Genomic DNA, 16,136 nt, shown 5'->3' with positions numbered 1-16,136 from the left:
AGAACCGTGTCTGACAAGCCCACCGCCACAGCCAACATCGGAGTCGTCGGTCTGGCGGTGATGGGCTCGAACCTCGCCCGCAACCTCGCCAGCCGCGAGGGCAACACGGTCGCGGTGTTCAACCGCTCCTACGGCCGCACCGAGACCCTCATCACGGAGCACCCGGAGGCGGGCTTCGTCGCCTCCGAGACCATCGAGGACTTCGCCGCCTCGCTCGCCACCCCGCGCACCGCGATCATCATGGTCCAGGCCGGCCGCGGCACCGACGCCGTGATCGAGCAGCTGACGAAGGTCTTCGAGCCCGGCGACATCATCGTCGACGGCGGCAACGCGCTCTTCACCGACACCATCCGCCGCGAGAAGGCCGTCCGCGAGACCGGCATCCACTTCGTCGGCACCGGCATCTCCGGCGGCGAGGAGGGCGCGCTCAAGGGCCCGTCGATCATGCCCGGCGGCTCGGTCGAGTCCTACAGGACCCTCGGCCCGATCCTCTCGTCGATCGCCGCGGTCGCCGAGGGCGAGCCCTGCGTCACCCACATCGGCACCGACGGCGCCGGCCACTTCGTCAAGATGATCCACAACGGCATCGAGTACGCCGACATGCAGCTCATCGCCGAGGCGTACGACCTGCTCCGCACCGTCGGCGGACACGAGCCCGCCGCCATCGCCGAGGTCTTCGACGCCTGGAACAAGGGCGACCTCGAGTCGTACCTCATCGAGATCACCGCCGAGGTGCTCCGCCAGGTCGACGCCGACACCGGCAACCCCTTCATCGACGTCGTCCTCGACCAGGCCGGCTCGAAGGGCACCGGCGTCTGGACCGTGCAGAACGCGCTCGACCTCGGCGTCCCCGTCGGCGGCATCGCCGAGGCCGTCTTCGCCCGTGCCGTGTCCTCCCACCCCGAGCAGCGCGAGGCCGTGCAGGCCCGCGTCACCTCGCGCCCGACCCCGGTCGAGAAGTACGAGGGCTTCGAGGACGACGTGCGCGCCGCGCTCTACGCCTCCAAGGTCGTCGCCTACTCGCAGGGCTTCGACGCGATCATCGCCGGAGCCGAGAAGTACGGCTGGGAGATCGACAAGGGTGCGGTCGCCAAGATCTGGCGCGCGGGCTGCATCATCCGCGCCCAGTTCCTCAACCGCATCGTCGACGCCTACGACGAGAACGCCGGCATCACGACCCTCCTCGAGGACCCGTACTTCGCCGAGGCCGTCGCCAATGGCGAGGCCGCCTGGCGCCGCATCGTCTCGACCGCTGCGCTCTCGGGCGTGCCGATCCCCGGCTTCGGCGCCGCGCTGTCGTACTACGACTCGCTCGCCTCCAAGCGCCTCCCGGCCGCTCTCGTGCAGGGCCAGCGCGACTTCTTCGGAGCGCACACCTACAAGCGCGTCGACAGGGAGGGCACCTTCCACACGCTGTGGTCGGGTGACCGCACCGAGGTCGAGCAGGACCCCTCCACGCACTGACCCGCGTCGCACGGGAAGGCGCCCCCGCCCGCAGGATCCACGGATCCTCGGGCGGGGGCGCCTTCCTCGTCGCGGAGGGAGCTCCCCCGTCGTCAGCGGAGTCGGGCGGTGGCGTCCGGCTCCCCGAGCGGGCGCTCGACGCCCGGGCCGGCTGACCCCTCAGGTCCGGAACGCCCGCGCGATCAGGAGCGCCGCCAGGAGCACCGCTGCGGCGGCCGCCGTGGCCGCCGGGAGGGCGAGCAGGAGCAGCAGCGAGACCGCGGCCGACGCGAGGGCGGGCCCGCTCGCCCCGGCCGCTCCGTGGTCGAGGCGCCGCACGATGGTCGCCACCAGCAGGGCGGCCACGGCGAAGGCGAGCAGCGCGTCGGCGTCGAGAATCACGACCGCGAGCACGGCGACCAGGCAGAGGACGAGCTGGGCCGCCGCGGGCACGCCGGTCCTGCGGTTCCTGGCGGCGAGCACCGCCGGGATCTCCCCCGCGTCGGCGAGACGCACGAGGGCGCGCGCATCCCTCCTCCCGAGGTCGAGGAGCGCGAGCAGGACCGCGATCACCGCGGCGGCCCCGACGAGCCCGGACGCTGGCGAGCCTAAGGTGACAGCGCTCAGGGGGGCCTCCGAGGACGCGAGGACCTCGGGACCGGCCGCCAGGAGCAGACCGGTGCCGAGCGCGGCGGCGGCCGCCGTGGCGATCCCGATGCGCAGCAGGGCGGGGCGGAGAGCCGTCACCGCGCCGGAGCGGGACGTCGGCAGGAGGATCAGGAGCAGCGCCGCGGCGGTGCCGGCTCCCAGCGGCCCTCCGTCGCGCAGCGGGTCGAGCGGCGCGGGGTCGGGAGGGGATACCAGCACGAGCACGGCGGCGGCGGCCAGCAGAACGACGACCGCACCGACGAGGAGCAGGACCGGGCGGGCGGGGAGGCGCCCGCCGCTCAGACCGAAGAGCGCGACGGCCACGAGCAGCAGGACGGCCAGGGGCCGGGCCGCTCCCCCGAGGACCGACTGGGCCGCGGTCAGGGCCAGCGCGGCCGAGGCGAAGGCGCGCCCGACGATCCCGAGCCACTCGGAGGAGGGGCCGTCGTGGACGGTGCGCCCGGCATCGGCGACGGCGCTCAGGGCCGCGGCGGCCGCAGCGACAGCGAGCCCGAGGAGCAGCCACCAGCCCGCCGCGGCGGCGGCCGGCGACCAGACCAGGAAGACCGCCGCCAGGGCGAGGGTCGCATCCGAACGCTGGGGCACGGCCTCACCCTAGGCGGTGGAGCCGGGGCGGGACCCGGGTGCGCGGTGCAGGACGCACCCGGGGCGCGGGGTCCTACGCGTCGCCGTCGAACATCGACGTCACGGAGCCGTCGTCGAAGACCTCGTGGATGGCGCGGGCCAGCAGCGGAGCGATGGGCAGGATCGTCAGGCGGTCCCACGTCTTCTCCGCCGGCAGCGGCAGGGTGTCGGTGACGACGACCGAGTCGATGAACCCGGAGCTCAGGAGCTCGACCGCCGGGTCCGAGAAGACGGCGTGGGTGGCCGCGACGACCACGCCGATCGCGCCCGCCTTCTTCAGCGCCTCGGCCGCCTTCGCGATGGTGCGCCCGGTGTCGATGAGGTCGTCGACGAGGAGGCAGACGCGGCCCTTCACCTCGCCGACGATCTCGTGGACGGAGACCTGGTTGGCGACCTTCGGGTCGCGGCGCTTGTGGATGATCGCCAGCGGGACGCCGAGCTTGTCGCTCCAGATGTCGGCGACGCGGACGCGGCCCATGTCGGGCGAGACGATGGTGAGGGTCGAGGGGTCGAGCTTCTCGCGGAAGTGCTCGAGCAGCACCGGCATCGCGAAGAGGTGGTCGACGGGGCCGTCGAAGAAGCCCTGGATCTGCGCCGCGTGGAGGTCGACCGACATGATCCGGTCGGCTCCCGCCGCCTTGAAGAGGTCGGCGACGAGGCGGGCCGAGATCGGCTCGCGGCCGCGGCCCTTCTTGTCCTGGCGCGCGTAGGGGTAGAACGGGGCGACCACGGTGATCCGCTTGGCGGAGGCGCGCTTGAGCGCGTCGACCATGATCAGCTGCTCCATCAGCCACTCGTTGATCGGGGACGTGTGCGACTGGAGGACGAACACGTCGCCTCCGCGGACCGACTCGCCGTAGCGGACGTAGAGCTCGCCGTTGGCGAAGGTGCGCCCCTCGGTCGTGACGAGCTCGGTCCCGAGCTCGGCGGCGACCGCCTCGGCCAGTGCCGGATGCGCCCTCCCCGAGACGAGGACCAGGCTCTTCTTGTTGCTGGCGGTGATGCCGGTCACTGTGCTCCGCTTCCTCCGGTGGGCGCCTGGTCGGATCCGGTGGGATCCGACGCCAGGGCCGCCTCGGCGGCGTCGGCCGCTGCGGTGCCCGGACGGTGGGTCTGCACCCACCCGGCCATGTTGCGCTGCGGAGCGACGGTGATCCCGAGGGCTCCGGCGGGGATGTCCTTGCGGATGACCGTGCCGGCGCCCGTGTACGCTCCGTCACCGATTCTAACGGGGGCGACGAAGACGTTGTGCGACCCCGCACGCACGTGCGAGCCCACCACGGAGGACGCCTTGCTCACCCCGTCGTAGTTGGCGAAGATCGAGCCGGCGCCGATGTTCGACTCCTCGCCGATGACCGCGTCGCCGACGTAGGAGAGGTGCGGGACCTTCGATCCCTCGCCGATCACGGCGTTCTTGGTCTCGACGTAGGTGCCGATCTTGCCGCGGGTGCCGAGCACGGTGCCGGGGCGGAGGAACGAGAACGGGCCGACCTGGGCCTTCGCGCCGATCACGGCGAGCGTCGCGTCGGAGCGCTTCACGACCGCGTCCTCGCCGACCTCGCAGGAGTCGAGCGTGGTGTCCGGGCCGATGACCGCACCGGTGGCGATGACGGTCGGGCCCTTGATCTGCGTGCCCGGGAGGATCTCGACGTCCGGGGCGAGGACCGCGTCCACGTCGATCCAGGTGGTCGCCGGGTCCTGGATCGTGACGCCCTCGAGCTGCCAGCGGCGCACGATGCGCGCGTTGAGCTCGAGCGCCGCGTCGGCGAGCTGGGCGCGGTCGTTGATCCCGGCCACGAGCCAGCGGTCCTGCACGGGGACGGCCTCGATCGCGCGGCCGGCGGCCTTGAGCGCGGCGGCGGCGTCGGTGAGGTACTTCTCCCGCTGGGCGTTCTCGGTGCCGATCGCGCCGATGACCGAGCGGAGCGCGGCGGCGTCGAAGGCGTAGACGCCGGCGTTGATCTCGGTGAGGTCGAGCTCGTCGGGGCTGGCGTCCTTCTGCTCCACGATGGAGGCGAAGGCGCCGTCGCCGCCGCGGACGATCCGGCCGAAGCCGGTCGGGTCCTCGAGCACGCAGGAGAGCATGGTGAGCGCGTTCGCCGCGGCGAGGTGCTCGTCGAGCAGGCGGCGGAGGGTCGGCGCGTCCAGCAGCGGGACGTCGGCGCTCAGCACGACGACCGTGCCGGCGAAGGACGCCGGGAGCGCCGCGAGGCCCTGCTCGACCGCGCGGCCGGTGCCGGGCGTCTCGTCCTGGTCCACCACCAGCGCGGAGGGGGTGTGCTCGAGGACGGCCTCGGCGACCCGGTCGCGCTCGTGGCGCACCACGGTGACGACGTGCGCCGCGTCGAGCGAGGCGGCCGTGTCGAGCACGTGCCCGAGCAGCGGCCTCCCGGCGAGGCGGTGCAGGACCTTCGGGGTGCGGGACTTCATGCGGGTGCCCTGGCCTGCCGCCAGGATCACGACGGCGAGCGTGCTGTCTGCCATGTTCTTCGCGTTCTCCTCCGTGAGCGCACCGTCCTGGTGCCGCTCCGCCACCAGGATTCGAACCTGGACCGGACAGCTCCAAAGGCTGCCGTGCTGCCGTTACACCATGGCGGACCGCGCGATCGCGCGCCGTCCATCCTGCCACCCCCGCGCCCCCGGCCCCGCCTCGGGCGCGGGCGGCCGTCGCTCGGGCGGACGACGGCGGCCCGGGAGGTCCCCGCCTCCCGGCCCCTCCGCCTCCCGGCCCGTCCGCCTCCCGGCGTCCCCCGAGCCGCCCAGCCGCCACAATGGACGGGTGAGTGCGAATGACGAGGTCGACGGGATCGTCGACGCCTGGGTCCGGGAGCGGCCCGATCTCGACTTCACGCCGCTCCAGGTCTTCTCGCGGATGCGCCGGCTGGCCAAGCAGCTCGAGCGCGCGCGCGGCAGCGCCTTCGGCCGGTCGGAGCTCGAGACGTGGGAGTTCGACGTGCTCTCGGCCCTGCGGCGCGCGGGCGCGCCCTACCGGATGAGCCCCAAGCAGCTCCTCCAGGCGACCATGGTCACCAGCGGCACCATGACCAACCGCATCGACCGGCTGGTCGAGCGCGACCTGGTCGAGCGCCTCGACGACCCGAACGACGGGCGCGGCGTGCTGGTGCAGATGACGCCGTCGGGACTCGCCCGGGTCGACGCGGCGATCACCCGCCTGGTCGACGCGGAGCAGGAGCTGCTCGGCGCGCTCACCCACGCGCAGCAGGAGCGGCTGGCGCAGCTCCTCCGCAAGCTCTCCCTCGACTTCGGCTGAGCCGGTCGCCCCGGGCCCGCGACGGCGGCCCGCCCACGCGGTACGGGACAGCTGCCGGTGCCGCGGAGGAGACCGGCGTCAGCCCTCGAGCTGCTCCGAGAGCTCCAGCCAGCGCAGCTCGAGCTCGGCCGCCTCGTCCTCGTAGGCGCGGAGCGAGGCGTTGAGCGCCAGGATGCCGTCGTAGTCGTCCTGATCGTGCGTCGCCATCTTCTCGTGCACGGTCTTCGTCAGCTGCGTGAGCTTGTGCAGGCGCCGGTCGATCGCCGACACCTCCTTCTCGGCGGTGCGGCGCTCGGCCCCCGCGAGTCCGCTCGACGCCGACGCGGCGGAGGAGCCCGACGACGCCGCCGCGGGCGCGCCCTTCTCGAGCGCGCGGCGCAGGTCGAGGTACTGCTCGACGCCGCCGGGCAGGTGGCGGAACGCGCCGTCCATCACGGCGTACTGCTGGTCGGTGACGCGCTCGAGCAGGTACCGGTCGTGCGAGACGACGAGGAGGGTGCCCGGCCAGGAGTCGAGCAGGTCCTCGATCGCGGCGAGCATGTCGGTGTCGAGGTCGTTGGTCGGCTCGTCGAGGATCAGCACGTTGGGCTCGCTGAGCAGGATGAGCAGGAGCTGGAGCCTCCGGCGCTGACCGCCCGAGAGGTCCTTCACCGGCGTCGAGAGCTGCGCGCTCGAGAAGCCGAGCCGCTCGAGCAGCTGGCCCGGGGTCATCTCCTTGCCGCCGATGGAGTAGCTGGTGCGCTGCTCCGCGATGATCTCGCGGACGGGCCGGTGCTGGACCCCGGTCAGCTCGCGCAGCTGCTGGTCGAGGATCGCGACGCGCACGGTGGTGCCGCGCTTCACCCGGCCGCTCGTCGGCTCCACGCTGCCCGCGACCAGGCCGAGGAGGGTCGACTTGCCGGCGCCGTTCACGCCGAGGATGCCGGTGCGCTCGCCGGGCGCGATCCGCCACTCGATGCGGTTGAGGACGGTCCGCTCGCCGTAGCGGACGGTGACGTCCAGCAGGTCGACGACGTCCTTGCCCAGGCGGGAGACGGCGAGCTGCGAGAGCGAGACCGAGTCGCGCACCGGGGGCTCGTCCTCGATCAGCTGGTTCGCGGCGTCGATCCGGAACTTGGGCTTGGCCGTGCGGGCGGGGGCGCCGCGGCGGAGCCAGGCGAGCTCCTTCTTCATCAAATTCTGGCGCTTGGCCTCCATGGTCGAGGCCATCCGGTCGCGCTCGACGCGCTGCAGGATGTACGCCGCGTACCCGCCCTCGAACGGCTCGACGAGGCGGTCGTGCACCTCCCAGGTGGCGGTGCAGATCTCGTCGAGGAACCACCGGTCGTGGGTGACGACCGCGAGCCCGCCCGACGACGCCGCCCAGCGGCGCTTGAGGTGCTCGGCGAGCCAGGCGATGCCCTCGACGTCGAGGTGGTTGGTGGGCTCGTCGAGGAAGACGACGTCCCAGTCGCCGACGAGCAGCTTCGCGAGGGCGACCCGGCGCCGCTGGCCGCCCGAGAGGGAGCCGACCACTCCGTCCCAGGGGACGTCGCGCAGCAGGCCCGCGATCACGTCTCGGGTGCGCGCATCGCCCGCCCACTCGTGCTCCTGGAGCCCGCCGACGACGGCCTGGGCGACGGTGAGGTCCTCGTCGACCGTGTCGGCCTGGTCGAGCATCCCGAGCGTGACGCCGCGGCGGTGCGTGACGCGGCCGCTGTCCGGCTCGATGCGCTGCGCGAGCAGGCGCAGGAGGGTCGACTTGCCGTCGCCGTTGCGTCCGACGATCCCGATGCGGTCGCCCTCCTCGATCCCCAGGGAGACGTCGTCGAAGATCACGCGTGTGGGGTACTCGAGTCGCAGCGCCTCGGCGCCCAGCAGATGTGCCATAGGGATCCAGCCTAGGCGGTGCCGCCCGAGCGGTCCGCCGCGGGTCGATCACAGTGCGGCCGGGTCGCGGCCCCCGGACCTCAACCCGCGGGTGCCGGCTGCGAGACGGACACCGAGCGGCGGTGCAGTCCCGTGGCGCCGTCGGGGGCGGGCGGCCGCTCGACCGTGGTCTGCACCGTGCCGTCCGCGTCGGTGGCGCGCACGGTCACGACGTGGTCGCCGACCGTCGCGTCCCACTCGAGGACCCACTGGATCCACGTGTCCGCGGTGACCTGCTCGGCGAGGCGCGCCTCCTGCCAGGCGCCGCCGTCGATCTGCACCTCCACCTTCGCGATGCCGGTGTGCGGCGCCCAGGCGACTCCCGCCACGGCGACCGTCCCCGCCTCGACGGGCTGGCCCTGGCGCGGCACATCGATCCGCGACTCGATCTTGATCGGACCGCGCTCGGTCCAGCCGCGCGTCGACCAGTAGGCCAGGTCCTCCGCGAAGGTCGTGACCTTCAGCTCGACGACCCACTTCGTCGCCGAGACGTAGCCGTAGAGGCCGGGGACGACCATCCGGACGGGGAAGCCGTGCTCGACCGGGAGCGGCTCGCCGTTCATCCCGACGGCGAGCAGGCTCGCGCGGTCCTCGTCCTGCAGCACGTCGAGCGGGCTGGAGGCGGTGAAGCCGTCGATGCTCCGCGAGAGCACCATGTCGGCGCCGGCGGTCGGCCGGGCCCGGGCCAGCAGCTCGCGGATCGGGTAGCCCAGCCAGAGGGCGGTGCCGATCAGGTCGCCGCCGACCTCGTTGGACACGCAGGACAGGGTGACCAGGTGCTCCTCGAGCGGCAGCGCGAGCAGCTCGTCCCAGGTGATCTCGATCTCCTCCTCCACCATGCCGGTGATCTTCAGCGACCAGTCGGCGGGCTCGACCGACGGCACCGAGAGCGCGGTGTCGATCCGGTAGAACGAGGAGTTGGGAGTGACGTAGGAGCTGATGCCGTCGATGTCGTCGAGCACGGCGCCGGCCGGGACGGGCGCGGCGGCCGAGGCGGGAGCCGGCAGGGACACGGCCTCGCGCACGGCGGTGACGGCGGCGGAGGCGGACGTGAGGAAGCGGGCGCCGATGCCGGCGGCGACCGCGGCGACTCCGGCGATCCCGACCAGGCGGAGGAACGACCGGCGGTCCGGGGAGTCGCTCTCGCGCTCCTCCTGCCAGCCGCGGAGGCGGACGGAGGCCGAGCGGAGCACCGCGGCACCGGCCACCATGCCCACGACGCTCGGCGCCGCGTCGATCCCGGACGCGCCCTCGCGGCTGACGGCGGCGAGCGCACCGGCGCCCGCGACGACGGCCAGCAGCAGCACGCCGAACGGCGGGCGGCGGTACTCGAGGACCCCGGCGCCGACGGCCAGCAGCGCGATCGCGAGGCCGATCGAGACCAGCAGCACGAGCTTGTCGCCGGTGCCGAAGAGCGCGATGACCGTGTCCTTCACGCCCGGGGGCACGATGTCGATGACGAAGCCGCCGACCGCGACCAGCGGACTGCCGCCCGCTCCGGTGAAGACCGCGACGACCTCGGCGGCCGCGAGGGCGACGACGGCGGCCACGATCCCGGAGAGGATCGCGAAGAGGGTGGCTCGGCGGGACATGAGCGGCACTCTAAGCCACGAGGTCGGAACTTCTCTGCGGACCGTCTGTGGAGGGCGCCGGGCGCGACGCTCGCGGGCCCCGCTCCGGAGGCACCGCCTCCGCGACTAGGTCGACAGCAGGCGAGCCCCGTGGACCGGGCCGGACACCCGCACGGCGCTCAGCCGCGCGGAGCTCAGCTCGCGCTGCAGGTCGGCCGCCGCATCGGCGTCCGGAGCGAGGAACGCGACGGTCGGGCCGGACCCCGAGACGAGGCCGCCGAGCGCCCCGCGGCCCTCGCCGAGCTCGAGGATGCGGGCGAGCCCGGGCTGCAGGTGCAGCGCCGGCGCCTGGAGGTCGTTGTGCATCGCGTCGGCGAGCATGGCGGCGTCGCCGGCGCGGAGGGCCTGCAGCACGTTGGGATCGATGGCGGGGGTCGCCGAGATCGGGCGGAAGTCGTGCAGGTGGCGCTCGCGGTGCCGGTCGAGCTCGCTGTAGACCTCGGGGGTCGACAGGCCCTCCTCCGAGAGGACCAGCACCCACTCGAAGCGGCCCTTGGCGAGCGCCGGGCTCAGCTCGTCGCCTCGGCCGACTCCGATCGCGGTGCCGCCGGTGAAGGAGAAGGGGACGTCGGCGCCGAGGCTCGCGGCGATGCCGAGCAGCTGCTCCCTCGTGCACGCCGTGCCCCAGAGCGCGTCGCAGGCGAGGAGGGTCGCGGCAGCGTCGGCCGAGCCGCCGCCCATGCCGCCGGCGATGGGGACGTTCTTCTCGATCTCGAGGTGCACGCCGCCGCGGTAGCCGGTCGCCCGGGCGAGCGCCCGAGCCGCCTTGATCGCGAGGTTGGAGCCGTCGACGGCCAAGCGGGAGGTGTCGATCGAGCCCGAGAAGGAGACCGAGAAGTCGGCCGCCTCCTCCGCGAACACGTCCTCGTAGAGGGAGAGCGACTGGAACGCGGTGGCCAGCTCGTGGTACCCGTCGTCGCGCACGGCGCCGACCTTGAGGAACACGTTGATCTTGCCGGGCGCCCGCGCGTGGACCCGGTTCGACGTCGCGCGGTGGGCCATGCATCCACGCTACAGGGTGGCGGAGGCGCCCTCGTCCGCACCCGGGGCGGGCTCCCCGTCGCCGTCCGCGTCGTCCCCGTCGGTCTCCGCCAGCGACCCGTCGGGCACCGCCGCGCCGCGCACGGGGACCCGCGCCGGATCGAGCTCGCGGCCCAGGCGGACGAAGGCGGCGACGTCCAGTTCCTCGCCGCGCGCGGTCTGCGGGACGCCGGCCCGCTCGAGCGCGACGATCGCCGCGGCGCTGTCGCCGAAGAGGGTCGCGAGCGACTGGCGGAGCATCTTCCTCCGCTGCGCGAACGCCGCGTCGACGACCGCGAAGACGGCGCGGCGCAGGGTCTCGTCGCCCGGCTCCTCGCCGCGGTCGAACGCGACGAGCACGCTGTCGACGTTCGGCACCGGCCAGAAGATCTGACGCGAGACCGCGCCGCCCGTCGTCCAGGAGCCGAACCACGCCGCCTTGACGCTCGGGCCGCCGTAGACCTTGGAGCCGGGACCGGCGGCGAGCCGGTGCCCGACCTCGGACTGCACCATCACCACTCCGGACCGGATGCTGGCGAAGTGCTCGAGGAAGTGCAGGAGCACCGGCACCGAGATGTTGTACGGGAGGTTGGCGACGAGCCGGACCGGCTCCCCCGGCAGGTCGAGCACCTTCATCGCGTCGGCGTGCACGACCGCGAGATCGGCGCCCGGCGCCATCAGCTCGACGGTGCGCGGCAGCTGCTCGGCGAGGCGCCCGTCGATCTCGACGGCCACGACCTGCGCGCCCGCCTCGAGCAGGCCGAGGGTCAGCGATCCGAGGCCGGGGCCGATCTCGACGACGGTCTCCCCCGGGCGCACCCGAGCGAGCTTGACGATGCGGCGGACCGTGTTGGCGTCGTGCACGAAGTTCTGGCCGAGCTTCTTGGTCGGCGTGACGTCGAGGAGGCCGGCGAGGTCGCGGATCTCGGCCGGGCCCAGCAGGCGCGGGATCGCGGCGGCCGTCGGCTCGGCGGCGTGGCGGCCGCTCATGCGAGGGGTCCGACCGGCTCCGTCGGCTCGGAGCCGACCTCGCCGCCCCACTCGCCGTACACGGCCTCCGTGTTCGAGGCGATCGTCGCGGCCAGGTGGCCGACGTCGGTCTCGAGGGTCGCGGCCATCGAGCGCAGGGTGTGCGGGAGGAGGTAGGGCGCGTTCGGGCGGCCCCGGAAGGGCGACGGAGTGAGGTAAGGCGCGTCGGTCTCGACCAGGATGAGGTGCCGCGGAGTCGCGACGAGCGCCTCCCGCAGCGGCTCGGCGTTCTTGAACGTCACGGTGCCGGCGAAGGAGAGGTACCAGCCCTCGTCCGTGCACATCCGCGCCATCTCCGCGTCCCCGGAGAAGCAGTGGAAGACGGTGCGCTCGGGGGCGCCGACGCGGCGCAGGGTGTCGATGACCTCGCGGTGCGCGTCGCGGTCGTGGATCTGCAGCGCGAGGTCGTGCTCCTTCGCGATGCGGATGTGCTCCTCGAAGGAGCGGAACTGCGCGGCGCGGCCGCTCTCGCCGGTGCGGAAGAAGTCGAGCCCGGTCTCGCCGATGGCGCGCACCCGCGGCTGCTCCGCCAGCTCGGCGATCACGGCGAGGGCGGCGTCGAGCTCGCCGCGCTGCTCCAGCTCGGGCGCCTCGTTGGGGTGGATCGCGACGGCGGCCAGCATGCGCGGCTCGCTCGCCGCCTGCTCGGCCGACCAGCGGCTCGTCTCGACGTCCGTGCCGACCTGGACGACGCCGCGGACCCCGACGGTGGAGGCCCGGTCGAGCTGCTCGCGGTGGTCGAGCGGCTCGAGGCCGTCGGCGATCTCGAGGTGCGTGTGGTTGTCGTAGACGGGGACGACGAGCGCCTCGGGCAGCGGCGGGTACGTCAGGTCGCGGCCGGACGAGGCCTCGCGGGAGCGGACGTGCTGGCTGTCGGTCATGCGCTCCAGGCTACCGGGAGGGCTCGCGTGGGCCGGAGTCCCGGGTGGACGAGAGCCGAGAGGCGGCCGCTGAGGCGCCCTGAGCGGATCGGGTCAGCACCCGATCGGATCGGGACAGCCCGCCTCCCGCGCCGCCGGGAGGCTGGAGCCATGACAGACACCGAGCTCCTCGCCCACTCCGCACCCGGCTCCCTCGCCGGGCGCCACGCCCTCGTCACCGGATCCTCGAGCGGGATCGGCGCAGCCATCGCCCGCCGGCTCGCCGGGGCCGGCGCTCACGTCCTCGTGCACGGACGCGACCCCGAGCGGACCGGGTCCGTCGTCGGCGGCATCCGCGCCGACGGGGGCACCGCCTCCGCGCTCGTCGCCGACCTCGCGGGCACGCCGGAGGAGACCCGCGCCGTCGCCGCCCGGGCGCTGACCCTCCTCGACGGGCGGATCGACGTCCTCGTCAACAACGCCGGAGTGTTCCCGGTGGGGCCGACCGCCGACCTCAGCGACGCCGATGTCGAATCCCTCCTCACCACGAACATCCGCGTGCCGCACCAGCTCGTCGCGGCGATCGCCCCGGGCATGGCCGAGCGCAGGAGCGGAGTGGTCGTCAACATCACCTCGTGGATGGGACGGGTGGGAACGCCGGGGACCGCGCTCTACCCCGCGACCAAGGCGGCGCTGGAGCACCTCACGCGGGCGTGGGCGGCCGAGTACGGCCCGAGCGGCGTGCGCGTGGTCGCCGTCGCGCCCGGCGCGACCCTCACGCCCGGCAACGAGCACGCCGCGGCGATCCTGGAGCAGATGACCGCGTCCGCCCCCGCCGGCCGGCCCGGACGTCCGGACGAGATCGCCCTGGCCGTGCGCTGGCTCGTCTCGGACGAGGCCTCGTACGTCCACGGCACGACGCTCGACGTCGACGGAGGCATCGTCGGCGCCCGCGTCTGACGCCGCGTCACGCGCCGCTCGGAGTCCCCGCGACAGCGCCCGCCGCTCAGTGGATCTGGACGAGCGGCCCGGGGTGGAGCGCAGCGTCGGCCGCGGGGGTCGTCTCGTAGGCGCGGCGGTAGTCGCGCCCGAAGTGCGACGCGCTCGCGTAGCCGACCGCGGCCGCGGCCTGCGCGGCGGTGTCGCCCCGGACCAGGAGCAGTCTCCTGGCCTCCCCCAGGCGGAGCCGCCGCAGGTAGCCCAACGGCGACATCCCGGTCAGCTCGCGGAAGCGGCGGGTGAGCGTGGGCACGCTGGTGCCCGCCTCCGCGGCGAGCGCGCCGAGGGTCCAGCCGCGCGAGAGCGACGCGCTCATCGCCTCGACCGCACGGGAGACGGCCTCCGAGCGGACGGTGCTGGACGCGGCCAGCAGCCGGGGCGCCTGGTCCGTCTGCAGCAGCCGCAGCACGAGCTCGCGCGTGATCGCGGGGGCCAGCACCGGGATGTCGGCGGGGGCGTCGAGCAGACGGAAGAGTCGGCGCAGCGAGTCGGCCATCTCCTCCGTGACCGTGCCGATCCGCGGGGCGGGAGCCCGCGGGGCCGTCCGGGGGGCGAGCGCCGCGATCTCGGCCACCACGAGCGGGTCGAGACGCCAGTTGGCCGACAGGAAGTCGCCGCGGTCGCCGGTCTCCACGACGGCCGCGACCACCGGCAGATCGACGGGGGTGATCAGGAAGCGGCCGGCGCCCCACCGCTCGTCGGAGTCGCCGACCACCGAGCGCTTCCGGCCGGCCAGCACCAGGCTGAGGGTCGGCGGGAACCGGGTGTAGACGAGCTCGGTCGGAGCGGTCACCCGGTGCAGGCGCAGGGCGAGCGCGGCGGCGCGCTCGGGGTGCCCGACGTGGCGCCGGGTGAGCTCGGCCGCCTGCTCGAGAGCGTCGAGGACCTCGCGCGTCATCTGCGCCCCCACGGAGCGGCGGGCCGTTCGCACCCGGCCCCTCGCGTTCGGATCGCGGTCATCGTGCACTCCCCTGCGGATCCTCCGCCGGCGACTCCGCACCGCTCGGCTGCTCGGTCCACAATTCGAGGCGCGGCCGTCAGGACGCGGGAGCCTCGATGCGCGGGAAGAGCGCGACGAGCGTGCCGACGGTGGTGCCGACGGGGAGGACTCCCCACCGGCCCGCCTCGCGGATCGGCTGCGCGGTGAGGGCGCCCAGCGACTCCGTCACGCCGAGCGCCTCCCAGAGGGACGCCGTCGCGCGCGGCACGACCGGCGAGAGCAGCACGGCCAGGGCGCGGAGCCCCTCCGTCGCGGTGTAGAGCACCGTGCCGAGGCGCTCGCGCTCCTCGCGCTTGGCGAGTGCCCACGGCTCCTGCTCGGTGATGTAGCCGTTGAGCTCCTCGACGATGCTCCACACGGCGGTGATCGCATCGTGGATCGCGAGCGCGTCGATCGACCGGTCGGCCGACGCGGCGGCCTCGGCGACGATGCGCTGCACGCGCTCCTCCGCCTCGGTCGGCTCGCCCGGCGCAGGCACGACGCCGTCGTAGTAGCGGTGCAGCATCGCGACGACCCGCGAGGCGAGGTTGCCGAAGCCGTTCGCGAGCTCGGACTGGTAGCGCGCCGACAGGTCCTCCCATGAGAACGAGCCGTCCTGGCCGAAGGTGATGGCCCGGAGGAAGTAGTAGCGGAAGGCGTCGGAGCCGAAGGTGTCGGTGATCTGCTCGGGCGCGATGCCGGTGAGCTTCGACTTCGACATCTTCTCGCCGCCGACCAGCAGCCAGCCGTGGCCGAACACCTGCCGGGGGACCTCGAGGCCCGCGGCCATGAGCATGGCGGGCCAGATCACGGCGTGGAAGCGCAGGATGTCCTTGCCGACGATGTGGGTCGCGGGCCAGCGGCGCTCGAACTCCGCCTCGTCCTGGCCGTAGCCGACCGCGGTGATGTAGTTGAGCAGCGCGTCGAACCAGACGTAGACCACGTGCGAGTCGTCCCACGGGACCTTCACGCCCCAGTCGAAGCTGGAGCGGGAGATCGACAGGTCGGCCAGGCCCTGGCGGACGAAGCTGACGACCTCGTTGCGCGCCGACTCGGGCTGGACGAAGTCGGGACGCTCCTCGTAGAGCGCGAGCAGCCGCTCGGTGTACTCGCTCATCTTGAAGAAGTAGTTCTTCTCCTTCAGCAGCTCGACCGGCTTCGAGTGGATCTTGCAGACGTACTGGCCGGCGTAGTCGCCGGTGCCCTCCTCGAGGTCGGACAGCTGCTTGTACTCCTCGCAGCCCACGCAGTAGTAGCCCTCGTACTCGCCGGTGTAGATCGCGTCCTCGTCGTACAGCTTCTGCAGGAACTTCTGGACGTTGACCTCGTGCCGCGCGTCCGTGGTGCGGATGAAGTCGTCGTTGGCGATGTCGATGGTCTCGAGCAGCGGCTGCCAGGCGGTCCTCACGAGGCGGTCGGCCCACTCCTGGGGGGTCGTGCCGTTGGCGGTGGCGGTGCGGAGGATCTTCTGGCCGTGCTCGTCGGTGCCGGTCAGCAGCCAGGTGTCGTCGCCCGCCTGGCGGTGCCAGCGGGTGAGCACGTCGGCGGCGACCTCGGTGTACGCGTGCCCGATGTGCGGGACGTCGTTCACGTAGAAGATCGGGGTCGTGAGGTAGAAGGAGGCGCCGTCGGACATGGCGACCATCCTATTCACCGTGCGGCACCGCTCCCGGCGTGTGACGGACGCTGTGGACGACCGGCCG

At 73.4% G+C, this 16,136-nt stretch carries 13 protein-coding genes and 1 tRNA gene; 3 read left to right on the top strand and 11 right to left on the bottom strand.

What is annotated here, in order from left to right; all coding sequences use genetic code 11:
• The first annotated feature begins 6 nt into the window (after window positions 1–6).
• Window positions 7–1,464: an NADP-dependent phosphogluconate dehydrogenase gene (gndA, locus tag GSU40_RS05300; protein ID WP_104226928.1), complete on the top strand. Its 1,458-nt coding sequence runs from the start codon at window positions 7–9 to the stop codon at window positions 1,462–1,464.
• Window positions 1,465–1,623: 159 nt separating this feature from the next.
• Here gndA and GSU40_RS05295 read toward each other — a convergent pair whose 3' ends face one another.
• From GSU40_RS05295 to GSU40_RS05280, 4 genes are all read right to left on the bottom strand, one after another.
• Window positions 1,624–2,697, bottom strand: coding sequence for a hypothetical protein (locus tag GSU40_RS05295; RefSeq protein WP_160033984.1), 1,074 nt, complete (start codon window positions 2,695–2,697; stop codon window positions 1,624–1,626).
• A 73-nt stretch (window positions 2,698–2,770) separates the two neighbouring features.
• Complete coding sequence (locus GSU40_RS05290; protein ID WP_160033982.1) at window positions 2,771–3,748, bottom strand: ribose-phosphate diphosphokinase; 978 nt, start codon at window positions 3,746–3,748, stop codon at window positions 2,771–2,773.
• On the bottom strand, window positions 3,745–5,220 hold the full coding sequence (glmU, locus tag GSU40_RS05285; RefSeq protein WP_160033980.1) for a bifunctional UDP-N-acetylglucosamine diphosphorylase/glucosamine-1-phosphate N-acetyltransferase GlmU: 1,476 nt from the start codon (window positions 5,218–5,220) through the stop codon (window positions 3,745–3,747). The genes GSU40_RS05290 and glmU overlap by 4 nt, the downstream gene beginning before the upstream one ends.
• A 42-nt stretch (window positions 5,221–5,262) precedes the next feature.
• A tRNA-Gln gene (locus GSU40_RS05280) sits at window positions 5,263–5,334 on the bottom strand.
• Window positions 5,335–5,515: 181 nt separating this feature from the next.
• Here GSU40_RS05280 and GSU40_RS05275 point away from each other — a divergent pair.
• Window positions 5,516–6,007 (top strand): MarR family transcriptional regulator, encoded by a 492-nt coding sequence (locus GSU40_RS05275; RefSeq protein ID WP_104222340.1) that lies wholly within the window; start codon window positions 5,516–5,518, stop codon window positions 6,005–6,007.
• Between the two features lie 78 nt (window positions 6,008–6,085).
• Here GSU40_RS05275 and GSU40_RS05270 read toward each other — a convergent pair whose 3' ends face one another.
• The 5 genes from GSU40_RS05270 to GSU40_RS05250 form a co-directional block, all read right to left on the bottom strand.
• Window positions 6,086–7,876, bottom strand: a complete 1,791-nt coding sequence (locus tag GSU40_RS05270; protein ID WP_160033978.1) for an ABC-F family ATP-binding cassette domain-containing protein — start codon at window positions 7,874–7,876, stop codon at window positions 6,086–6,088.
• An 80-nt stretch (window positions 7,877–7,956) separates the two neighbouring features.
• Window positions 7,957–9,507 carry a molybdopterin-dependent oxidoreductase gene (locus tag GSU40_RS05265; RefSeq protein WP_104274332.1) on the bottom strand — a complete coding sequence of 517 codons (1,551 nt, stop codon included), beginning with the start codon at window positions 9,505–9,507 and terminating at the stop codon, window positions 7,957–7,959.
• 105 nt (window positions 9,508–9,612) lie between these two features.
• Entirely contained in the window at window positions 9,613–10,548 is a 936-nt protein-coding gene (locus GSU40_RS05260) for a 4-(cytidine 5'-diphospho)-2-C-methyl-D-erythritol kinase (protein WP_104222334.1), read from the bottom strand.
• 9 nt (window positions 10,549–10,557) lie between these two features.
• Window positions 10,558–11,556 carry a 16S rRNA (adenine(1518)-N(6)/adenine(1519)-N(6))-dimethyltransferase RsmA gene (gene rsmA / locus GSU40_RS05255; protein WP_181073461.1) on the bottom strand — a complete coding sequence of 333 codons (999 nt, stop codon included), beginning with the start codon at window positions 11,554–11,556 and terminating at the stop codon, window positions 10,558–10,560.
• A complete protein-coding gene (locus GSU40_RS05250) occupies window positions 11,553–12,476 on the bottom strand; it encodes a TatD family hydrolase (protein ID WP_104276383.1) in 924 nt (307 codons plus the stop codon). Before GSU40_RS05250 ends, rsmA begins: the two co-directional genes overlap by 4 nt.
• Window positions 12,477–12,626: 150 nt before the next feature.
• Here GSU40_RS05250 and GSU40_RS05245 point away from each other — a divergent pair, with 150 nt between their 5' ends.
• Window positions 12,627–13,415 (top strand): SDR family oxidoreductase, encoded by a 789-nt coding sequence (locus GSU40_RS05245; RefSeq protein ID WP_160033976.1) that lies wholly within the window; start codon window positions 12,627–12,629, stop codon window positions 13,413–13,415.
• 46 nt (window positions 13,416–13,461) lie between these two features.
• Here GSU40_RS05245 and GSU40_RS05240 read toward each other — a convergent pair whose 3' ends face one another.
• Together GSU40_RS05240 and metG are read right to left on the bottom strand one after the other, a co-directional pair.
• A complete protein-coding gene (locus tag GSU40_RS05240) occupies window positions 13,462–14,352 on the bottom strand; it encodes an AraC family transcriptional regulator (protein ID WP_104226935.1) in 891 nt (296 codons plus the stop codon).
• 139 nt (window positions 14,353–14,491) lie between these two features.
• On the bottom strand, window positions 14,492–16,069 hold the full coding sequence (metG, locus tag GSU40_RS05235; RefSeq protein ID WP_160033974.1) for a methionine--tRNA ligase: 1,578 nt from the start codon (window positions 16,067–16,069) through the stop codon (window positions 14,492–14,494).
• Between the last annotated feature and the right edge of the window lie 67 nt (window positions 16,070–16,136).

This window comes from Rathayibacter sp. VKM Ac-2805 (assembly GCF_009834265.1).
GTDB lineage: Bacteria > Actinomycetota > Actinomycetes > Actinomycetales > Microbacteriaceae > Rathayibacter.
This window is presented reverse-complemented; position numbering and strand designations above follow the sequence as displayed.